Source organism: Acinetobacter sp. Leaf130 (genome assembly GCF_001423205.1).
Classification (GTDB): domain Bacteria; phylum Pseudomonadota; class Gammaproteobacteria; order Pseudomonadales; family Moraxellaceae; genus Acinetobacter; species Acinetobacter calcoaceticus.
On record NZ_LMOE01000001.1, the window covers coordinates 1,886,236 to 1,904,574 of the forward strand.

Here is an 18,339-nt window from a genome sequence, read left to right on the forward strand (position 1 = left end):
TTATCATTATCTGCACTTAGCATAAGCAATAAACAAACAGCAGCCAAGCATTTAGCCCGCTGCTGCCGTTGCTATTGTGTTAGCAATTATAAAATGTGTTAGGTAAAAAGTTATTGGCTAACTTCAATCGTTAAGCCTGCACGATTCGCCAACTCAGTAAAAGTTGGGAAGCTGGTAGCAACTGTTTCCGTACCCTGAATCGTAATTGGACCAGAATTACGAAGACCTGCCATACTAAAGCTCATGGCAATACGGTGGTCATGGTGCGATTCAACTTCACCACCAGTAAAAATTGGTGACCAATCGCCAGACTTACCCTTACCTTCAATAATGATGCCATCTTCAGTTGGTGTGCAGTCAATACCCATGATTTTTAAGCCATCTGCCATCACTTGAATGCGGTCAGACTCTTTCACGCGAAGCTCTGCTGCGCCAGTTAATACGGTCTGGCCTTCCGCACAAGCTGCTGCAATAAATAAAGCTGGGAATTCATCAATTGCTAAAGGTACTTGGTCTTCTGGCATATGAATGCCTTTAAGTGTACGCGAGCCTTTAATATGAATATCAGCAATAGGTTCACCACCCGCAATACGCTCATTTTCAACAGTTAGGTCAGCACCCATTTGTTTTAAAATTTCGATTACGCCAGTACGTGTTGGGTTAATACCTACAGCTTCAAGCACGACGTCTGCACCTTCAGTAATTGCAGCACCCACCATAAAGAAAGCAGCAGATGAAATGTCTGATGGCACTTGAATGTCAGTACCTACTAATTTACCGCCACCAACAAGGGAAATTTTGTTGCCTTCAGTCTTGACATCATAACCAAATGCACGAAGCATGCGTTCAGTATGATCACGTGTTGGCTCTGGTTCAGTTACCGAAGTTTCACCTTCAGCCCATAGGCCAGCAAGTAGAATGCCTGACTTTACTTGAGCAGATGCCATAGGTAAATCGTATTGAATACCATTTAATTGCTGAGCACCAGTAATGCTTACAGGTGGTGTACCTTTTTCACCTGTAGTCTGAATTTGTGCGCCCATTAAACGCAATGGCTTAGCAATACGCTCCATTGGACGTTTAGAAAGTGAAGCATCACCTGTCATGACTGAATCAAATTTCTGTGCAGATAACATGCCTGAAAGCAAACGCATGCTTGTACCAGAGTTACCCATATACAATGCACTTGCAGGTGCTTTTAAACCATGCATGCCCACGCCATGAATGGTCACTTCACCATTTTTAGGGCCTTCAATGCTTACACCCATATCACGGAAAGCTTGCAAAGTTGCTAACGCGTCTTCACCTTCAAGGAAGCCAGTGACATGGGTAGTGCCTTCGGCAATAGCACCAAACATAATGGAGCGATGTGACACAGATTTGTCACCCGGTACGGTAAATTTACCTTTAAAAGTTTTATTTCCCGGTAAGATACTGAATTGCTGTGTCACCTTATTTTTCTCCATTAAAGGTTTTTTGGCTAACATATGATTGAAATGCTGACGGGCTGCCTGAGCATGGCCAAGCAAACCCATTAATGCATGAGAGTCTTCGTTTTCAATCAATTTTCTAAGTACAGTAAGCTGCTTTTCGAAGCCATCTACAGCATTTAATATAGCTGTTTTATTGGCAAAGAAAATGTCATGCCACATTTGGGGATCACTTGCAGCAATCCGCGAAAAGTCACGAAAACCACCTGCTGCATAACGAAAAATATCGAGATTATCTTCACGGTTTGCAAGTTGCTCGACCAGATTAAATGCCATTAAATGTGGTAGATGACTCGTATGTGCCAACACTTCATCATGCTTTGCAACATCCATACAAATGACTTCAGCTTTTGCTGCCGACCAAAGTTGAATCAGTTTATCAACAGCCCATTCGGCACTTGTTGGTAACGGCGTTAAAATCACTTTATGATTTGCAAATAAGTCAACTTTACCCGCGTGAACACCTGTATGTTCACTACCCGCAATAGGATGCCCTGGCACAAAACCTTCTGGTAAATCTTCACCAAATACAGCTTTTGCTGCATCAACGACATTACCTTTTGTACTTCCCACATCGGTTAAAATTGTGGTTTCTGACAAATAAGGTTTAATTTGCTCAAGCACTTTCTGCGTAGCACGCACTGGCAAGGCTAAAACGACTAAATCTGCCCCTTTCACGGCGTCAACTGGATCAGAAAATCCTTCGTGTATTAAGCCAAGTGATTTTGCATCTTCTAAAGTTTTATGTGAGCGCGTAGATGCCACAATAGTTGTCGCCAACTTTTCTGCAACAATAACACGAGCTAAACTCGACCCGATGAGTCCTAAACCAATAAATGCAACTTTTTTAAATAGGGGTTGTGACATAACTTCAACTTTGCTTTTGCTCAAAGATATTTAAACCATTAAGCAATTTGTTTTTAAGCATAATGACATGCTTATCTTAATGCATGTCATTATTCCAACATAAGTGATTACAGAACAGCGGCAGGATAAGAACCTAAAATACGAATCTCTTTCACCATTGGGCGAATATCATTAATCGCAGCAGCAACATTCTCTTGTTCGATATGACCTTCTAAATCGATAAAGAATACATAAGCCCATTTTTCAGGTAATGCTGGACGAGTCTCAATACTTGTTAAGCTAATATTATGTTTTGCAAATGGCGCTAAAATTTCTAATAAAGCACCCGCACGGTCATGCGCTGAAATCAATAATGAGGTTTTATCATTGCCACTTTGTGGAATTTTTTCACGACCAATTACTAAGAAACGTGTGGTATTTTCCGGATTATCTTCAATATTGCTATGTAAGATTTCAAGGTTATACATGCCTGCTGCAATATCAGATGCAATCGCTGCCGAATGCCATTCGTTGCGAATACGGCGCGCAGCTTCTGCATTTGAGTTTAAAGCAACACGCTCAACACCCGGATAATGCGCATCTAACCATTGGCGACATTGAGCCAAAGTTTGCTGATGCGCATAAATCTGCTTAATACTGTCTTTACGTGTATTTTCAGAAACAAGGAATTGATGATGAATACGTAATTCAACTTCACCAATCACGTTTAAATTCGATGTTTTAAAGCAATCTAAAGTATGGTTTACAACACCTTCAGATGAGTTTTCAACTGGAACTACACCGTAATGTGCACTACCCGCTTCCACTTCACGGAAGACTTCATCAATTGTTGGAAGTGGGCGTACAACCGCATCTTTACCAAAATGCTTAAGCACAGCAGATTGAGTAAAAGTACCTTCTGGCCCTAAAAATGCAATACTTTGCGGTGCTTCTAAAGCAAGGCAAGCAGACATAATTTCACGGAACAAACGCGCCATGGTTACATCAGACAAAGGACCTTGGTTGCGCTCCATTACTTTGCGCAATACTTGTGCTTCACGTTCAGGACGATAAAACAAAGGATTCTCTTCGGAAGCAAATTTAGCTTTCGCAACTGCTTCAGCAAGGCTTGCGCGTCGATTTAATAATTCTTGAATCTGTTGATCCACGCTATCAATATCTTCGCGAATTTGTTCTAAACTAAGAGAAGTCGTTTTGTTTTGATCATCGTTGATCATTGGAATGCAGCCTCAGCAAAATCATCTTTTAAACGAGAGTATAACAATAGTCTGCTTTGATTTGTTAGGCAATATGGCTGTATTGGCTTTTTTCATTAAACCGTCTTGGTCGGATTCCTCAGATCACTTTATTTGATAATGATTTTCATTTATCATTTGCTTAATAAATTTTATTCTTGTTTATTATGCATAACTCATTTTTCTTTTTATCTTGCAGTTTTCTTTTGAGCTCATTAGTAAGTGGCTCTGTTTTGGCTCAAACTTCTACACAAAATCAATCAAAAATTGTTTTTCAAAACAATCAGGCACAATTTCAAATTAACTCTAAAAATACTGGCCATGATTATCTTATCCAAATTTATAAACCACCCGTTGCCCCACCCCAACATGGTTATCCAGTACTTTATATGTTAGATGGCAATGCAACCTTTCCAAGTGCAGTCAATATCGCTCAATCTATTGGGGCAGGTTCTACAAAATTAGGTCTAGACCCGCTCATGATCGTTGCGGTCGGTTACCCCAAACAAAAAACTTTTGATGTACAAAAACGTGCTTATGACTACACCCCTAAACCTTCTGCTGAATTTCAAAAGCAAGGCAGATATAATTATGGTGGTGCGGACCAGTTCATTACATTTTTAAATGATGAACTCAAACCGGAAATCGCCAAACAGTTTCCAATTAATAACCAGCAGCAAAGTATTTATGGCCACTCATTTGGAGGGTTATTTGTGCTTTATCACTTTTTTCAAAAACCTGAAGCATTTCAACGTTACATCGCAGCTAGCCCTTCCCTCTGGTTTGATCAAGGCATGCTATTTCAAAAATTAAACTTTTGGCAGAGTCAAAAACAAAGTAATTCTCCGATGCTTTTGACTACAGTCGGCACCCATGAGCAAGGAGGACCTCGTACTCAATCTGATCATTACTTTAATGAAAAAGATTTCTTTAAAGCTTTGGAAAACCGCCGCTCAGCCCAATTTGCTTATTGGCATTTTTATAATCCTGCTGAACAACATATTACCAATTTGTATGCGAGTTTGCCGAAAGCACTTATGTTTGCTGCATGCCAAAACTTAGAAAGCTGTAAACCTTTATTTGATGAACCTACACAGCAAACAGCTGAGTAAAACGCACTTAAATTTTAAGAGCAGCATTCCACTCCTCTTAAAGACAAAGCTCTTAATCGAGAGAATTAGTTATACTGTCTGAAGATGTCATAACAACAGTAAAATAGAATGAATAAAATTATTGTTTTAGGTCTACTGAGTTTAATTAGTGTCAGTCTAACGGCTTGTGGCGGCTGTCCCCTCATCGCGGGGTGCAATGGTACTGATCCGTCCCCGTACTATATAACTACTATCAGCAATCAAGTTCGGGGCATTCCCGTGCCAGCCCAGACTAAACTCACCTACAAGTCACAACATTTTAGGCAGGAATTTCAGCAAACACATGCCTTAAAAGAGAAAAATTTAACAGCTATCGCGTTACCAGAAAATACGGCAATCGTTTGGGGAGGCATGCCAGTAGACATGTTTATACAGTTTTATAATCCCGAAATGAAAGGATTTTCAGTCTATCCTGCGAAAGGATTTAAAACAGAATTATCAAATGAGTTTTTACGTTTATGGAAAAGTTGTGAAAGTGATTTAAACATTAACCTAAAGGATCCTAATGACTGGTCATTTAATCCTAAAAATATGGAAATAACTGGTTGTGGTGTCGTCTTTCAAAAACGCAGTGAGTATACCGAAGACTCATTTCGTCAAGATGAAGCCGATGAGTTTTTAAAAAAGATAAATCATGCATTACAGCAATTACCGAAACAACAAGACTACCCTGTCATTCAACAGAAGACCAAATAGTTAAAAACAAAACAGCCTGTTCTAGGACAGGCTGTATTTACTCTGCTTAATTAGGCTTTGCCAATTAATCCACGCGCTACGATTTCTTTCATAATTTCATTTGTACCACCGTAAATACGCTGAATACGGGCATCTACAAAGAAACGTGAAATTGGATATTCGGTCATATAACCATAACCACCAAAAAGCTGAAGCAAGTTATCTGCAACTTTCATTTGCATATCGCTACTGAAACTTTTCAATGCCGCAGCCGTTTCTACATCTAGTTTACCTTCTTGATATAGAGCAATATTTCTTTCATAAAAAGCCGCTGTAGCAAGTTCATCAATTTTCGCTTGCGCCAAAACAAAACGCGTATTTTGGAATTGTGAAATGGGTTGACCAAATGCTTGGCGTTCTTTTACATAAGCCGTTGTCAAATCAATTGCACCGCGGATTGCACCAATTGCAGTAGATGCAATTGCAGTACGTTCACGTGGTAACTCTTGCATTAAATAAGCAAAACCTTGCCCAGCTTGACCAAGTAACTGGTTTTTAGGCACTTTCACATTGTCAAAAAACAGCTCAGATGTATCTTGAGAATGCAGGCCGATTTTGTCGAGGTTGGTTCCTTTTTTAAAGCCTTCTAAGTGAGTATCTGCCAATAATAAAGATACGCCTTTAGCACGGGCTTGAGGATCTGTTTTTACCGCAAGAACAACAAGGTCAGCATGTTGGCCATTTGAAATAAATGTTTTTGAACCATTTAATACATAATGATCATCTTGCAAGATGGCACTGGTACGCATTGATTGTAAATCCGAACCTGCTCCTGGTTCAGTCATACCAATTGCACCAACCACTTCACCTGTTACCATTTTCGGTAACCAGTATTGTTTTTGCTCTTCTGTCCCGATGTGTAAAATATAGGGTGCAGCAATTTCAGAGTGGCAAGAAATGGCTGTTGATAATGCACAAAAACCAGCACGTGCAGACTCTTCAACCAACATTAATGAATAGTATGTCGGAACCCCATAACCACCGTATTCTTCAGGGACATCCACACATAAATAGCCATTTTCGCCCAATTGGTTCCAAACAGAACGAGGCATAATACCTTCACGTTCCCATTGGTCGTAGTGTGGTGCAATATGCTCACTCATAAAACGTTTAAAATTATCACGGAATAATTCTAAATCTGCATCGTATGCCAACATAATATTTTCCTTCAGCTTTATTGTTTTATCGAATCTCGTTGTTGTGCATGCTAATCATTTTTCAAGCAACTGTCATGGCATAGCTGCTCATTAAAACTGTACTTTTCAGTCAGCCAATAAAAAAGGAAGCCACAGCTTCCTTTTTTATATAGGTTTATTCAAATTAATCTAGACCTTCAGCGACTTGAGGAGTTTTTTGTTCCATCATTTTTCTGTCGACTTCATCAGGATTGTTTAAGGCCTCATTCAGCTTATCTTTATCTAAAGCACCTACCCATTTAGCAACAACAATCGTTGCTAAAGAGTTACCAACAAGGTTAGTTAAAGCACGTGCTTCTGACATGAAACGGTCAATACCTAAAATCAATGCTAAACCTGCAACAGGAATATGCCCTACAGCAGACAAAGTTGCTGCCATAACAATAAAGCCAGAGCCAGTTACACCCGCAGCGCCTTTAGAAGAAATTAACAGCACTAACAACAAAGTAATTTGATGTTGAATATCAAGCTGTGTATTTGTTGCTTGGGCAATAAAGATCGCAGCCATGGTCAAATAGATTGACGTTCCATCAAGGTTAAATGAATAACCTGTTGGAATAACTAAACCGACTACAGATTTTTCACAACCTGCAATTTCGAGTTTACGCAACATACGCGGCAAAACAGATTCAGAAGAAGATGTACCAAGTACAATTAATAACTCTTCACGAATCATGCGAATCATCTTGAGGATACTAAATCCACTAATACGGCTGATTGTACCCAAGATCAAGAAGATAAAGAGTAAACACGTAATATAGAAGCAAATGATGAGTTGCCCTAATTGTACGAGTGAACCAACACCATATTTACCGATAGTGAATGCCATTGCGCCAAATGCGCCAATCGGTGCCAATTTCATGACCATGTTCACAATGTTAAAGAACACATGTGCAACTTGATCAATAAATTTTAAAACTGGACGTCCTGCATCACCTAATTTATGTAAAGCAAAACCAAAGAGAATTGCAAAAAGAAGGACTTGTAAGATTTCACCATTTGCAAATGCACCAACCACCGTATCAGGGATGATATGCATTAAGAAATCAATGGTAGATTGTGACTCACCAGAACTGACGTATTTTTGAATGCCCGAAGTATCCAAAGTAGTAGGGTCAACATTCATCCCTACACCCGGTTTAGCGATGTTAATTACAACAAGGCCAATTAGAAGTGCAATTGTTGAAACAACTTCAAAGTATAACAAGGCAACGCCGCCAGTTTTTCCGACTGACTTCATGCTTTCCATGCCAGCAATACCGCTCACCACGGTACAGAAAATAACGGGTGCGATGATCATCTTGATCAAACGAATAAAGGCATCACCTAATGGCTTGAGTTTTTCACCTAAACCTGGAATATGCTGTTCGACACCATTGACAATTTGCGTTGAGCTTGGGGAAAAATGCCCTACCAAGATACCCGCAATAATCGCAATAATCACTTGAAAATAAAGTGATTTATAAATCGGTTTTTTAGCCATAACTTTACTTCAATCTATATTTCCAAGTCCGTTGGAAATACCAAAATGAAACGTCTATTCTTTACGAATACACAGCCCTAACCTTTCACATGAACACCGCAAAAGGGAAACGGTTCTTTGTAAACAAAAAACCTTCCTACTACCTCAATGAAAACAAAAAAGCTGTTTTCTAAAACAGGAGAATACCTGAAGTTCCTAACTACTTTGAGTAGTTAGAAATAACCTCTTACTTTTTAATAAAAAGCTGAAGATATAGGAGAATCACAGAAAATTATGATATGAGTGCTCAAAAAAGCACGAGAAAGTGTACTCGAATTAAATAATGATTCGATTAAATTTTTGGCTAATACGCGCAAAAAACACTCATGTGGCCCTAAGACTTTAGTATAAGAAACACTTTTGATATTTTTTCGACAGTTTTTTATGTCATATTGATTAAATACTTGTGGACATTTCATTTTGAGCTGCCTGCATCCCATCATTTTTATTGTTTTTGAACTACGATGAATACTAAACGTAATATCTATAAAGATGCTGAACACCCCTTCGCTCAATATGTCCGTATTTTAGGGAAAGGAAAAAGTGGTTCACGCTCTTTAAGCTATGAAGAAGCGTATCAAGCGTTTACCATGATTTTAAAAGGTGAAGTGCTTGATGTGCAGTTAGGCGCTTTTTTAATGCTGCTTCGGGTTAAAGAAGAATCTATTGATGAACTCGCAGGATTTGTTCAAGCGACTAGAGACCAGCTTAATTTCCAGCCTTTAGAAGTTGATTTAGACTGGTCATCTTATGCAGGTAAACGTAAACATTATCCTTGGTTCCTATTAGCGGCCCTCACCCTTGCTCAACACGGTTATAAAATTGTTATGCACGGTGCATCAGGCCATACCCTTAACCGCGTCTATACCGAGCAGGTTTTAGAATATCTTGGTTATCCAATTTGTCATTCAGAACAAGAAGTTCGTACTCAGTTAGCAGAGCAAAATTTCGCTTACTTACCTTTAGACGTGATTTCACCTGTTTTAAGTGAACTGATTTCTTTAAGAAATGTGATGGGATTACGCTCGCCTATTCATACTTTAGCCCGCTTAATAAATCCTTTTAATGCAAAAGCCACCTTACAAGCTATATTCCATCCAGCTTATAGAACTTCCCATCAACATAGTGCACTGCGCTTAGGCTATCAAAATAGTGCAGTCATTAAGGGTGAAGGCGGTGAATTTGAGCGAAATCCAGATGCAAAAACACTCATTTGTGGTATTAAAAATGGTGAACTTTATGAACATGAGTTACCAAAGCTCACACCTGAACGTAGTCCAACTGAAGAAGAATTAGATTTAGCAACTTTTAAAGCAGTATGGTTAGGTCAGCAGCACCATGAATACGGTGAAATGGCAGTAACAGAAACCATCGGAATTGCACTATATACCATGGGAGTTGTTACTAGTTTTGAAGAGGCGATGCAGAAAGCAAAAGTGTTATGGAATAGTCGTTTCTAATATATGAATGACCAAGGTTATATCGGATAGCCTTGGTTTTAAGGTTCAATATAATAAAAATCTGGCCAAAATGGATATTCCTGACCTGAAGAATGAATATTTCTTAGTTTCAAGTGATCACCTATTTTGATTGTAATCTTATTAGAATCGTAGGAACCCGAAAGATAAGCATCTCGTTGTTGACCAATAAGTGTCTTACAATATAAATGATGCGCTTTGATCTTTTGGGAGCTTCGTATGGTTTGCGACTCCAGCACCTGAATCCCAATCAATAACATGGGATAACCGTCGTTCTTTATACTTGTATATTTAGCTTGAGGTGAAGTGTATTTCCGACTCGCAACAACCTTCACGTTGAGTAAACATTCAATCGGCTGTTTAGCTAATGCAGCACCACTAAACAATATTAGAAATAATAGTACGTAAATAGGTTTTAAACGTTTCATAGGATTCTTTATTATATTTTGATAAACATAAAAAAAGCCCAGTAATCACTGAGCTTCTTAAATTAAACAAAACGAATTGGCTTAAATTCTGGCTCATGCTTGTGATCATCATCATCACACTCTTCACCTTCTTCTTTCGTACCACGGTCAATATAGCCGCTACGCTGTTCTTCTGGTAAGTTTTTCAACTCCCAAGCAATGACAGCTTGCATACAAGTCTCACGCTGCTCTTTTGTTAAAACAACGCCATTTGGCCATTTACCAATTTCTACTGCTGTTTTTAAACGCTCTACAATTTCAGGGTTTAAAACAGATAGCATTTGTTCAATATTCATGATTCATCTCTTTGAAAAGATTCAAAATCTTGGTTCCAACCAAGTTTGGTACGGCAGGCCATATAAAAATCATAACCTGGTGGATGCAATAAACTTAGTTTAAATGGATGTTTGCGGATGTGTAAACTATCTCCGACATTCAGCGATATACTATGTTGTCCATCAGCACTCACCATCGGCAAAACTCGATTTTCGCGAATAACAATTTTAATTTCGCTTTGCCCGCCGACTACGATGGGACGTGATGACAATGTATGGGGATGCATTGGAACTAATGCAATCGCATCCATACTTGGATGTAAAATTGGTCCACCACCTGACAAAGCATAGGCAGTTGACCCTGTTGGAGTAGAAACAATTAAACCATCACTATGCTGACGATAAACATATTGACCATCAATGTTGAGTTCAAAGTCAATCATATGGACGGACTTACCTGAATGCAAAACAACATCATTTAAAGCGATTGCATCATAAATAACTTCGCCATTTGTTCGTACTTCCATTTCAAGTAAGAAACGGCGATCAAGTTGAAAATGCCCTTGAAGCACTTGGTCAAGTTTAAAAATGGCTTCTGAAGGTTTGATATCAGTTAAAAAACCTAATCGCCCACGGTTAATGCCAATAACAGGGGTATTGTAACGGACCAATGCTCTGGCTGCATGGAGTAGAGAACCATCGCCTCCAACCACAATAACTAAATCAGCAACTTCACCTAATAAATGACGGCTTACTATCTGTGCATGATCATAAGGCACTAATTCGGCTGTTTCCTGATCAAAAATGGGGTTCAAACCTAAGTTCAATAAATGATCATGAATTAAACATAGTGTTTCTACAACTGATGATTTATCTGGTCGACCGATTAACCCGACGTTTCTGAAGGACTTATGTGAAATTTGCACGAATGAGTAAGCTCCGCTGCGATACTCGGCTATAATAACATTAACCCGATTAATTTAAAAAAACATAACTACAAGATGCTGTAAAATTCAATCTAACTTTTCCAATTATTCACAGTTTTATCATTGCAAATTGATGACAAGCTATCGCATCATTACAGGCATTGTTAGGGTTTTATCTCATTTTTATGAAGTTTGAACGTGGTATCGGTTTCTTTGCACTAATCTTTTCCATTTTGGTCATTGGTGCTTTTATTGCTCTTAGTATCTATCTGATTCGTTTAGATAATATTATCCGTGAAAAATTTGAAGGCCAGCGATGGGATATTCCTGCCAAAGTGTTTGCAAGACCTTTGGAAATTTATAACAACGCGCCTATTTCTCAAGCAAATTTCACTCAAGAATTAAAGTTATTGGGTTACAAAACTTCAAGTAATTATGACAAGTCTGGAAGCTATGTTGCTCAAGGCAGCAATATGTATATCCACACACGTGGTTTTGACTACGGTGACAGTGTTGAACCTGAACAAGTCTTAGAGTTAAGTTTTGCAAATGATCAAGTTGTTGAAGTTAGAAGTACTAAACCTTCTTCAACCGGCGTTGCACGCTTGGAACCGTTACTCATTGGAGGAATTTATCCTCAGCACAATGAAGACCGTGTACTCATTAAACTGAATAATGTCCCTAAACCACTCATTGAAGCTTTAATTTCTACAGAAGACCGTAATTTTTATCATCATCATGGTATTTCAATTCGCGGTACGGCTCGTGCACTAGTGAGTAATGTCACTGGTGGAAAACGTCAAGGTGGCTCAACCCTGACTCAACAATTAGTTAAAAACTTCTATCTCACCCCTGAACGCACACTAAAACGTAAAGTCAATGAAGCATTAATGGCTTTACTCATCGAACTGCATTACAGCAAAGATGAAATTTTAGAAGCGTATTTAAATGAAGTGAATCTGGGCCAAAATGGTAGCTATTCAATTAATGGTTATGGTTTGGCTTCACAATTTTATTTCGGTCTGCCGCTACGTGAACTAAGTGTTGCACAACAAGCTTATTTAGTCGGTTTAGTTCAAGGCCCTTCTTTATATAACCCTTGGAAAAACCCTGAAGGTGCAAAAAAACGCCGTGATACCGTGTTAAATAACATGCGTGTGATGGGTTATTTAACTCAAGCTGAATATGAAGATGAAATTGCACGTCCTTTAAATGTGTTAAGTAAACCAAGTTTAGGGCCTGCAAAATTCCCAGACTTTTTAGATATTGTACGTCGTCAATTACGTACAGAGTATCAAGAAAGTGATTTAACCAATCAGGGATTACGTATTTTTACGACCTTAGATCCAATTACTCAAACTCAAGTTCAAAATGCTTTTAAAGCTTCAGTAGACCGTTTGGCTAATAGTAATCCAGCGCGTTTGAAAAACTTACAAGGTGCTGTACTGATTGCACACCCTGAAAATGGTGAGTTAGTTGCAGCGGTTGGTTCTACACAAGACTTTACTGGTTTTAACCGTGCTTTAGATGCGAAACGTCAAGTCGGTTCTTTATTGAAACCTGTGATTTATTTAAGTGCTATTGAATCTGGACGTTATAACTGGGCAAGCCAAATTGAAGATGCACCAATCAGTGTTCCTGTAGACGGCGGTAAGAGTTGGACTCCTAAAAACTATAGTGGCGGTGGACATGGTGTAGTCAGCCTGAGTGAAGCATTAGCAAATTCATACAACCTTTCTGCTGTACGCATGGGTCAAGAATTTGGTCTATCTACATTTAGCAATAATTTAAGAAAATTTGGTGTTGAATCAACGATTCCTGCCTACCCTTCTATTTTCCTTGGGGCAGTCAATATGTCACCAATGGAAGTACTTGGAATTTATGAGAACTTCGCTACAGGCGGTTTTAAATATCCAACTCGTGCGATTCGATCTGTCGTAGACGCGAATGGTCGTCTGCTTGACCGTTATGGCCTTAATGTTCAACAAACGATTGATCCGGCTGTTGGCTATATCATGAATTATGGTTTACAACAGGTCATGTCTTCGGGTACTGGTCGTTCAGCCTATAGCAGCTTATCTCCAGCTTTAAAATTGGCTGGTAAATCAGGTACGACTAACGATACACGTGACTCATGGTTTGCTGGTTATTCGGGTAACCATGTCGCTGTAGTATGGTTAGGTTTAGATGACAACAAAGTAACAGGATTAACAGGTTCATCTGGTGCATTGCCAGTATGGACTAACGTGATGAAACAGTTACGCCAAACTCCTGTGAATATACGTCAACCAGACACTGTACAGTGGCAGTGGATTGACCGTGCAACGGGTGATTTATCTGCTCAGGCTTGTGATGGCGCTATGTATATTCCGATGTTAACGCATACGGTTCCGCACCGTGCTACGCCATGTGGAGCACCTTATTATCAAGTTGATCCAACATATACGCCACAAAGTGATAACACAATTCCTGACTCTCAAGATGATAATACCGACAGTTATATTCGTGAAAGTGAAAGCCAGATGGAACAAGATCTGTCAAATAACTCTCGTGTAATTTCAAGTGGTAGTTATAACAACTAAGCGTTAACAGGAAAGTAGGATATGTTGAAGAAAGGTGTTTTTTATATTGGTGCTGTACTTATGGTCGGCTGTACAACTTTGCCTGATCAATCTGGCTCCAAAGACAAAGCACCTGCTCCACCAGCGAAAAAGAGCACGGAAACTCCATCGGGTGTAAAAATTACACCTTATGATCATCCGGAAATTCACCGCAAGAACTTGCAGGTTATTGTTCCTCAGCAGAAAAAGCCGCAACACTTTAATGATGATGGCAGCCAGTTACCTGCATTTAAAGTCTTAATGCAAAAAACCCAACAGGCTTACAAAAACCAGCAATGGTCAGAAGCTGAACGCTATGCGCTTCAAGCACAGCGTTTAGCTCCTCAAGCCGCAGAAACATATCTATTTCTTGCCCTTACGGCAAATCATAAACAGCAATATTCTAATGCCGAATCTCTAGCACGACGTGGTTTAAGTTTTGCCCAAAGTCCGGCCATGAAAAAGCAGCTTTGGTTGACCATCTTAAAAGCTGGACAACAACGCAATAATCAAAAAACTGTTCAAGAAGCGCAACAAGCATTAAAAGCCCTCTAGCTTTTAATGCTTTTCTATTTTCTTATTAGAAATTACGAATACCTGCTAAACCATATGCACCATGCTGTTGTGCAGTAACTAAATCATCAGGATGCACTCCTCCCAATGCAAAAACCGGAATCTGGCTTTTTTGGGCTAGATCAGCAACACGTTCCCAACCTAATGCCAAGGCTTCTGGATGAGTGGTTGTCGGTTGTACAGGACTAATAAAAACAGCATCACAACCAATCTGCTCAGCCTGCTTTAAAGAAACCGCATCATGACAAGCGGCAATATAACGTACGCCTACTGTTAAATCGCCCTTATGCAAATTCATGAGCTGAGATTGTTTTAAATGAACTGTCTTAATCTGTCTCTTTAACTCAGGGCTCAACTGCTGCCAAATATCTATATTAATAATTAAGTTTGATAACTGATTTTCACCTAAAGCATTTAATTGTTCTAAATATCTCTGATCAGCATCAGCTTCTTCTATACGCCAATACAATAAAGCATCACTGCCTTCTACAGGTGTAAGCATATTGCTGATTTTGATGAGATGGGGCCAATAGAGTCGCTTTATGATGTCTTTATTGGCTTTTGGAAAGTTTAAATGAAGTAACTGTTCCCGTGTGTACCACGCCCATGGCTGATGAATAAGATTTAATAGTTCATCAGGCACATAACTATGAAATAAATGTAAATTGACAATAATGTCTTCATATTCATGGTGAATATAATCAAACTGATGCCAATCTTTTAAACCAATACCCACTTCTTCATAGATTTCACGGCGACAGGCTTCTTCGGGTGTTTCACCCTGCTCAACCTTTCCTCCTGGAAACTCATGCTTTCCACCTTGATGCTGCTGCTCTTCGCGCCATCCTACTAATATTTTTCCACGATGGATCAAGATTGCTATAGCGACATCGACTATTGGTTTGGGCATCTTTTTACTCTCTAAAACTTTTCTCAAGTGTAAGCAAATTTTATCATTTTATAAAATTTTAAAAATCTCATTGACAGATCTATTCGATAATGATTATCATTTAAATCGTTCAAGAACATACCACGGAGCACAACAAATGAACGCACCTTTTAGCTTATTTACCCGTAACAATGACACAGCTCACGCCTTACCAATGTTACATTCTAACAACCTCTTTGCATTAGGCCGTGAAATCCGCATTATGCATGCTGGCGAGGAATATCGTTTACGCCTCACTCGCAACAACCGTCTAATTTTAACTAAATAAAAAATACACTCGCGTTTCAATAATATTCGTGGGAAAACAAAAAATGGATAGCATGGGTAACCATGCTATTTTTTATGACGGAAGAATAATCTCTGCTCTTAGGCCCCCTTGTTCAGCATGCATAAAACGTAATGTGCCATTATGCAATTCAATAATTTTTCGGGTAATTGAAATTCCTAACCCCGAACCTTGCTGCTGAGTACCTAAGACTCGAAAAAAACGCTGCCCTAAACGTAATAGCACTTCGTCATCTACACCATTTCCCGTATCTTCTATAGACACCTTAATTTGCTGTTCATGCTGACTAATCTCCACATGAATAGAGCCTAAAGTCGGGCTATAACGAATGGCGTTATCAAATAAATTTCTAAAAGCAATAAACAGCAATTCTTCATTTGCATATGTTTTAGTTTCTGTCGACAAGGTATTTGTTTCTATCAACATTTGTTTAGCTTGCGCATCTAAAGTTACAGTTTCAATGACTCTAGCCAATAAATAATTTAAATCGATAATCGTCTTGGGAAGTTGTGGCTGCTCTGCTTCATTGGGTTCTAAGCGAGCCAGAAGGAGTAAATTTTCAAGTATTTTTGTACTTCTAGAAACGTCTTCTTGTATACGTTCAAAGTCCTGATGAAGCTCTGGAACATGTTGATATTTACGCTGTAAAACCTGAAGACGCATTTGTATGGCAGATAATGGAGATCGCAACTCATGAGAAGCATCTGCGGTAAAACGCTGTTCAGCGACTAATGCCCTTTGCAACCTTGCAAGTAATTGGTTTAGCGCATCAATCACAGGCTGAATTTCTGTAATGACATCTGGTTCTTGAATGGGTTCTAAGTTTGATGCGGTTTTTTGAGCAATTCTTCTAGAAAGCAAATTTAGCGCAGCCAATTGATGCTCGGTACGCCAACTTACAATGACCCATTGTAGCAGCCAGAACAACACCATAAGGCCGCTATACCCAGCAAGTGCTTTGAGTACTTCTTCGATACGTGTACTGATTGGCTGAAAAACTTCAACTTGTAACTTTGAGTCTTCTTGCTGTGCAGCTAAGCTACGCCATAATTGGCCATCAAACCAAAAATATGAAAAACCTTCTGATAAATTACCTTGTTCAAAAAGCTCGTGCTGATAACTATGAGAATGAGTAAGTAATTGCCCAGAACTTAATAATTCATACTGAATATCAAATTCATCACTGAGTTCATCAAACTGTTTCATAGAGTGCCCAGAAATATCAGAAACCAGCAAAGTATCTGATATTTCATCCATGATTTCGTCTTGCACCGACATGTTGTGATAAATAGAAAATATGGTGAGTAAGCTTAAAGCCAGCAAGCCCACCACGACACTACTCCACATCGTGGTTTTAACCAGTTGCGACTGCAAGGATGAGCGATTAGATTTCATTTTAAGTCTCCCATACGGTAGCCTAACCCCCGTATGGTTTTAATGCTGCTACTTCCGATTTTTTTTCGAAGCTGATAAATAAATACTTCTATTGCGTTACTTTCAATTTCTTCACCCCATGCATAGAGCGCTTCCTCTAATTGATCACGCGTAATAATATGCTCAGGATGAACCATAAGCTTACGTAATATTTGGAACTCTTTAGCTGTTAAATCAATAGACTTGCCAGCGCATGATACAACTTTTGCTTGTGTATCAAGTTGCAGATCGCCCCATGTTAAAACCGATTGCTGACTCAACGTTTGCTTGCGTAATTGAGCGCGGATTCGAGCAGATAGCTCTTCTAAGCTAAAAGGCTTCACCAAATAATCATTTGCACCTAAATCTAGTCCTGCCACCCTGTCATGAATACTGTCACGTGCTGTAATAAAAATAACAGGAACATTTTTTTGTTTATGGCGGATCGTTGTTAAAACTTTTTCACCAGCCAGTTGAGGCAACCCCCGATCAAGCAAAATACAGTCATAGTCATGCTGCTCGATTGCTGTAAGCGCATAATCACCTCTTTCCACCCAATCTACCTGATAACCGTCTAACTCTAGCCACGATTGAATACTTTCAGCTTGAGAGCGATCATCTTCTGCAAGCAAAATTCTCATCTGTTTTTCCTGTTATATCCTGATTTGATCTTGCCAAGCCTTTCTAGAAAAAGCAAAGCCGCATTATTAAAATGCGGCTAAAGGCAATACATCTAAGATTATTAATTAAAACTGAACTTGATCCACATCAATTTCGACGCGTTTTAAAGGTTTATAATCAATGTCTACTTCACCAATTAAAATTACATTTGTATTTGGTGAAATAGGACGACCTTGCCAAAGTTCATCATCTACATCAACTGTAATGCTACCTGTCTTGTCACGAAATTGATATTTTTCATCACCTAAAGATTTTACAACCTGACCATGTAATTTTATCGGTGTACTATCTTTAGCCGTTAATGCCTGTTTTACCGTGGTGACAGTTGCCGGAGCAATTGCAGCCTGATTCACTGGTGTATTCGCTACAACTATGCCAGCAGTAGCCATACCAGCAGTCAACAACATTACTTTAAGCATATTCATATAATTACCCTCTGTTTATGGTTTCCTCTTGGGATAAAGCAATTAAATCAAGCATAAATGAGGTGAATCT

17 protein-coding genes are annotated in these 18,339 nt (G+C 39.1%); 6 read left to right on the plus strand and 11 right to left on the minus strand.

Annotated features, from left to right (window positions below):
- Positions 1-110: 110 nt before the first annotated feature.
- Both ASF86_RS08510 and pheA read right to left on the minus strand, forming a co-directional pair.
- Positions 111-2,357 carry a bifunctional prephenate dehydrogenase/3-phosphoshikimate 1-carboxyvinyltransferase gene (locus ASF86_RS08510; RefSeq protein WP_056481139.1) on the minus strand — a complete coding sequence of 749 codons (2,247 nt, stop codon included), beginning with the start codon at positions 2,355-2,357 and terminating at the stop codon, positions 111-113.
- A gap of 107 nt (positions 2,358-2,464) precedes the next feature.
- Positions 2,465-3,574 (minus strand): prephenate dehydratase, encoded by a 1,110-nt coding sequence (pheA, locus tag ASF86_RS08515; protein ID WP_003650703.1) that lies wholly within the window; start codon positions 3,572-3,574, stop codon positions 2,465-2,467.
- Between the two features lie 185 nt (positions 3,575-3,759).
- Here pheA and ASF86_RS08520 point away from each other — a divergent pair, with 185 nt between their 5' ends.
- Both ASF86_RS08520 and ASF86_RS08525 read left to right on the plus strand, forming a co-directional pair.
- The gene (locus ASF86_RS08520; RefSeq protein ID WP_056481141.1) at positions 3,760-4,704 is read left to right on the plus strand and encodes an alpha/beta hydrolase; all 945 of its coding nucleotides are present in this window, start codon (positions 3,760-3,762) and stop codon (positions 4,702-4,704) included.
- A 108-nt stretch (positions 4,705-4,812) separates the two neighbouring features.
- A complete protein-coding gene (locus ASF86_RS08525; protein ID WP_056481143.1) occupies positions 4,813-5,439 on the plus strand; it encodes a hypothetical protein in 627 nt (208 codons plus the stop codon).
- Positions 5,440-5,489: 50 nt separating this feature from the next.
- Here the strand turns inward: ASF86_RS08525 and ASF86_RS08530 are convergent, their stop codons facing one another.
- Together ASF86_RS08530 and ASF86_RS08535 are read right to left on the minus strand one after the other, a co-directional pair.
- Complete coding sequence (locus tag ASF86_RS08530; RefSeq protein WP_056481145.1) at positions 5,490-6,635, minus strand: acyl-CoA dehydrogenase family protein; 1,146 nt, start codon at positions 6,633-6,635, stop codon at positions 5,490-5,492.
- Positions 6,636-6,798: 163 nt separating this feature from the next.
- On the minus strand, positions 6,799-8,157 hold the full coding sequence (locus ASF86_RS08535; protein WP_056481146.1) for a dicarboxylate/amino acid:cation symporter: 1,359 nt from the start codon (positions 8,155-8,157) through the stop codon (positions 6,799-6,801).
- 503 nt (positions 8,158-8,660) lie between these two features.
- On the opposite strand from ASF86_RS08535, the gene ASF86_RS08540 reads away from it, so the two are divergent.
- Entirely contained in the window at positions 8,661-9,656 is a 996-nt protein-coding gene (locus ASF86_RS08540) for a glycosyl transferase family protein (RefSeq protein ID WP_017391973.1), read from the plus strand.
- Positions 9,657-9,694: 38 nt separating this feature from the next.
- Here ASF86_RS08540 and ASF86_RS08545 read toward each other — a convergent pair whose 3' ends face one another.
- The 3 genes from ASF86_RS08545 to ASF86_RS08555 form a co-directional block, all read right to left on the minus strand.
- Complete coding sequence (locus ASF86_RS08545) at positions 9,695-10,102, minus strand: hypothetical protein (RefSeq protein ID WP_003650692.1); 408 nt, start codon at positions 10,100-10,102, stop codon at positions 9,695-9,697.
- A 62-nt stretch (positions 10,103-10,164) separates the two neighbouring features.
- Complete coding sequence (locus ASF86_RS08550) at positions 10,165-10,437, minus strand: YeaC family protein (RefSeq protein ID WP_056481148.1); 273 nt, start codon at positions 10,435-10,437, stop codon at positions 10,165-10,167.
- On the minus strand, positions 10,434-11,342 hold the full coding sequence (locus ASF86_RS08555; RefSeq protein ID WP_003650688.1) for an NAD(+) kinase: 909 nt from the start codon (positions 11,340-11,342) through the stop codon (positions 10,434-10,436). Before ASF86_RS08555 ends, ASF86_RS08550 begins: the two co-directional genes overlap by 4 nt.
- A gap of 185 nt (positions 11,343-11,527) precedes the next feature.
- Here ASF86_RS08555 and mrcB point away from each other — a divergent pair, with 185 nt between their 5' ends.
- Both mrcB and ASF86_RS08565 read left to right on the plus strand, forming a co-directional pair.
- A complete protein-coding gene (mrcB, locus tag ASF86_RS08560) occupies positions 11,528-13,924 on the plus strand; it encodes a penicillin-binding protein 1B (RefSeq protein WP_056481150.1) in 2,397 nt (798 codons plus the stop codon).
- 21 nt (positions 13,925-13,945) lie between these two features.
- Positions 13,946-14,497 (plus strand): tetratricopeptide repeat protein, encoded by a 552-nt coding sequence (locus ASF86_RS08565; protein ID WP_056481152.1) that lies wholly within the window; start codon positions 13,946-13,948, stop codon positions 14,495-14,497.
- A 25-nt stretch (positions 14,498-14,522) separates the two neighbouring features.
- Here ASF86_RS08565 and ASF86_RS08570 read toward each other — a convergent pair whose 3' ends face one another.
- The gene (locus ASF86_RS08570) at positions 14,523-15,425 is read right to left on the minus strand and encodes an NUDIX domain-containing protein (protein ID WP_056481154.1); all 903 of its coding nucleotides are present in this window, start codon (positions 15,423-15,425) and stop codon (positions 14,523-14,525) included.
- A 136-nt stretch (positions 15,426-15,561) separates the two neighbouring features.
- On the opposite strand from ASF86_RS08570, the gene hemP reads away from it, so the two are divergent.
- Entirely contained in the window at positions 15,562-15,732 is a 171-nt protein-coding gene (hemP, locus tag ASF86_RS08575) for a hemin uptake protein HemP (protein WP_002118129.1), read from the plus strand.
- Positions 15,733-15,804: 72 nt separating this feature from the next.
- On the opposite strand, the gene ASF86_RS08580 is transcribed toward hemP, so the two are convergent.
- The 3 genes from ASF86_RS08580 to ASF86_RS08590 all read right to left on the minus strand — a co-directional run bounded on the left by ASF86_RS08580 (position 15,805) and on the right by ASF86_RS08590 (position 18,269).
- Positions 15,805-17,145 (minus strand): sensor histidine kinase, encoded by a 1,341-nt coding sequence (locus ASF86_RS08580; protein ID WP_017391970.1) that lies wholly within the window; start codon positions 17,143-17,145, stop codon positions 15,805-15,807.
- On the minus strand, positions 17,142-17,804 hold the full coding sequence (locus ASF86_RS08585) for a response regulator transcription factor (RefSeq protein ID WP_056481156.1): 663 nt from the start codon (positions 17,802-17,804) through the stop codon (positions 17,142-17,144). The genes ASF86_RS08580 and ASF86_RS08585 overlap by 4 nt, the downstream gene beginning before the upstream one ends.
- Positions 17,805-17,909: 105 nt before the next feature.
- Positions 17,910-18,269, minus strand: coding sequence for a NirD/YgiW/YdeI family stress tolerance protein (locus ASF86_RS08590; protein WP_056481158.1), 360 nt, complete (start codon positions 18,267-18,269; stop codon positions 17,910-17,912).
- Positions 18,270-18,339: the final 70 nt, after the last annotated feature.